At 53.3% G+C, this 2,797-nt stretch carries 4 protein-coding genes; 2 read left to right on the forward strand and 2 right to left on the reverse strand.

The window, feature by feature from the left end; genetic code table 11:
• Positions 1 to 594, forward strand: a 594-nt coding sequence (locus QZ197_RS11455; RefSeq protein WP_296432103.1) for a beta-eliminating lyase-related protein, incomplete at its 5' end; no start/stop codon positions are given.
• Here the strand turns inward: QZ197_RS11455 and QZ197_RS11460 are convergent.
• The gene (locus tag QZ197_RS11460) at positions 591 to 1,187 is read right to left on the reverse strand and encodes a 2-hydroxychromene-2-carboxylate isomerase (protein ID WP_296432104.1); all 597 of its coding nucleotides are present in this window, start codon (positions 1,185 to 1,187) and stop codon (positions 591 to 593) included. The genes QZ197_RS11455 and QZ197_RS11460 overlap by 4 nt on opposite strands.
• A gap of 119 nt (positions 1,188 to 1,306) precedes the next feature.
• Between QZ197_RS11460 and QZ197_RS11465 the strand changes: the two genes are divergently transcribed.
• The gene (locus QZ197_RS11465; protein ID WP_296432105.1) at positions 1,307 to 2,326 is read left to right on the forward strand and encodes a ribose-phosphate pyrophosphokinase; all 1,020 of its coding nucleotides are present in this window, start codon (positions 1,307 to 1,309) and stop codon (positions 2,324 to 2,326) included.
• A 3-nt stretch (positions 2,327 to 2,329) separates the two neighbouring features.
• Here QZ197_RS11465 and QZ197_RS11470 read toward each other — a convergent pair whose 3' ends face one another.
• Positions 2,330 to 2,680: an H-type lectin domain-containing protein gene (locus QZ197_RS11470; RefSeq protein WP_296432107.1), complete on the reverse strand. Its 351-nt coding sequence runs from the start codon at positions 2,678 to 2,680 to the stop codon at positions 2,330 to 2,332.
• Between the last annotated feature and the right edge of the window lie 117 nt (positions 2,681 to 2,797).

Genomic DNA, 2,797 nt, shown 5'->3' on the forward strand with positions numbered 1-2,797 from the left:
GACGAGATCAAAGAACTGACTGCGACGGCGCAGGAATTCGGGATGAAAACCCACCTTGATGGCGCACGCTTTGCTAATGCAATGGTTGCCCTTGATTGCACAGCGGCTGAAATGACGTGGAAATCTGGCGTTGATACCGTCAGCTTTGGCGGCACAAAAAATGGTGCTTTGGGTGTCGAGGCTTGCGTGATCTTCGATCCCGATATCGCGTGGGAATTCGAGCTGCGACGCAAACGCGGTGGGCACCTTTTGTCAAAGCATCGCTATCTATCAGCACAGATGCAGGCCTATCTGACAGACGGTCTATGGCTGGAAATGGCGCGCGCGGCGAATGCAAGTTGCGTGCAATTGGCCGACGGCATGCGCGGGCATAATGCAGTTGAGATACTGTATGAACCGCAAGCAAATATCATCTTTTTCAACATGCCACGGCGCGAACACAAGCGGATGCTTGACGGTGGTGCCGTTTACTATGTGATGAGCGGTGATCCAGAAGTTGGCGACCCAGAAGAAATGCTCATGGGTCGCCTTGTGACCGATTGGTCAATGACCAAGGACGGCGTGAACCAGTTCCTCGATCTTTTGCGCGCTTAAAGTTTGCCACCAAGACAAGCGTCTAAATCATCGATCCGGTCTTCGCCCCAGAACCGCTGGTCGGTATCGGTAATAAAGAACGGCGCACCAAATGCACCGGCAAGTACTGCATCTTCGAGGTTCTTGGCAAAAGTGTCGGCGCTGGTCAGCATATCGGCATCTGCCAACGCCGGATCAAATCCGCATTTCTCTAGGCAATCGCGCACAACATCATCTTGGCTGATGTCGCGTTCTTCGGCCCAGCAAGCAGCGCCAAAGGCTTTGACCAATGCGCCCACATCGGCACCGGTATTCTGGGCGGCAATGATCGCATAGGCTGACGGTGCACCGTTCGTTGGCCAGAACATCGGCTTGAGGTTCAAAGGCTCTTTCGTAACCTTGGCGCGGCGCGCCATATCTTGCAGGCGGTATTCTTGGCGGTTCGGGTGACGATCTTTGGGTGGCGTGCCGCCAGTGCGTGAAAACAGCCCCATGATATCAACCGGCTTATAGGTGATCGTCGCGCCGTGTTTTTTCGCGATTTCCGCAGGCCGTGTACCGCTGAGATAGGTGAAGGGGGAAATCGTTGCAAAGTAATAGTCGATATGTGCCATTTTGCGGCTCCTTGGGGTGCTGAATTCTTTGCGAGACGGTAAGCTTGTGTTACGCGGTGTCAACGCCACGAATCTGTTACATTGCTGTAACGATCCCTTCTGCCAAAGGACCGACCCTCATGCCTACAATGATCGAACCAAAGCTGATTTCCGGAAACGCAAACCAGCCACTGGCAAACGCGATTGCACGCCGCATGTCGATGCACCGCGGGATGGATGTGGGCCTGATCGATGCACGGGTAGAGCGGTTCAATGATGGTGAGGTTTTCGTCGAAGTCTACGAAAACGTCCGCGGCGAGGATATGTTCATCGTTCAGCCGACGTCGAACCCCGCCAACGACAATTTGATGGAACTATTGATCATCGCCGACGCGCTGCGCAGATCGTCAGCCGCCCGGATCACCGCAGTGATCCCCTATTTCGGCTATGCCCGACAGGATCGCCGATCCAAGGCGCGCACCCCGATCACGGCCAAGTTGGTGGCTAATATGATCGTCGAAGCAGGCATCGAACGCGTTTTAACCCTGGATTTGCATGCAACGCAGATTCAGGGTTTTTTCGATATTCCGGTCGACAACCTTTATGCGTCGCCCATCTATGCGCTGGATGCGATGCATAATTTCCGCGACAAAATGGATGATATCATGGTTGTGTCGCCCGACGTTGGCGGTGTGGCGCGCGCGCGCGATCTGGCACAACGCATTGGCGCGCCCCTATCGATCGTCGATAAACGGCGCGGCAAACCCGGCGAAGTCGCCGAAATGACTGTCATTGGGGACGTGAAAGACAAGGTCTGCGTGATCGTTGACGATATTGTTGATACCGCTGGTACGCTTTGCAAGGCGGCTGAAGTGTTGATGGAGAATGGCGCAAAAGAGGTCCATTCCTACATCACTCATGGCGTCCTGTCCGGCCCTGCGGTCGAACGTGTTTCGAAATCTGTTATGAAAAGCCTTGTGATCACTGACACAATCCAACCCACGGACGCTGTAAAGAACTGCCCAAATATCCGCATCGTGCCAACCGCGCCAATGTTCGCGCAAGCGATCTTGAACACTTGGAACGGAACGTCGGTGTCGTCGTTGTTTGATCACAAGACACTGGGTCCGATCTATGAGGGGCTTTACGCCTCCAAATAGCCGCTAGTAAAGTTCCCATGCGTCATCGTGTGGCAGTTCGCCAATCGCCGTCCATGCGACCCTAATACGCGCGACTTTCGTGTCGTTCCATGTCCGAAAAACGATATTGAAACCTGCCGCAGTGATCGCTTCGGCCTGAACATCTGCGCGATTGTTGGTGTTGTTTGAAATATCCCACATGGAAATGGACACCTGCACATGCGGTGGAGTCATGAAGGATGTTGCGAACGTCACGGCAGCCAAAGAATTGCGCGGTCCATCGCCACGCCACATCTGACCATCATCCTCAAAATCCGAGAACATAACCACTTCACCGTGGTCAATACCGACAACTCCACTGTTTAACTTACGCATTCAGAAATCCGACTTTCTACCGCCACCCTCTATCTATTGCCGTTCAAAATCAGCCGGCGCTAAGATTTGGTTAATAATTAACTGATAGCTAATCCTTAATATTTTGGAAACGCTAGG

The organism is Yoonia sp. (assembly GCF_017854415.1).
In the GTDB taxonomy this organism is placed as follows: domain Bacteria; phylum Pseudomonadota; class Alphaproteobacteria; order Rhodobacterales; family Rhodobacteraceae; genus Yoonia.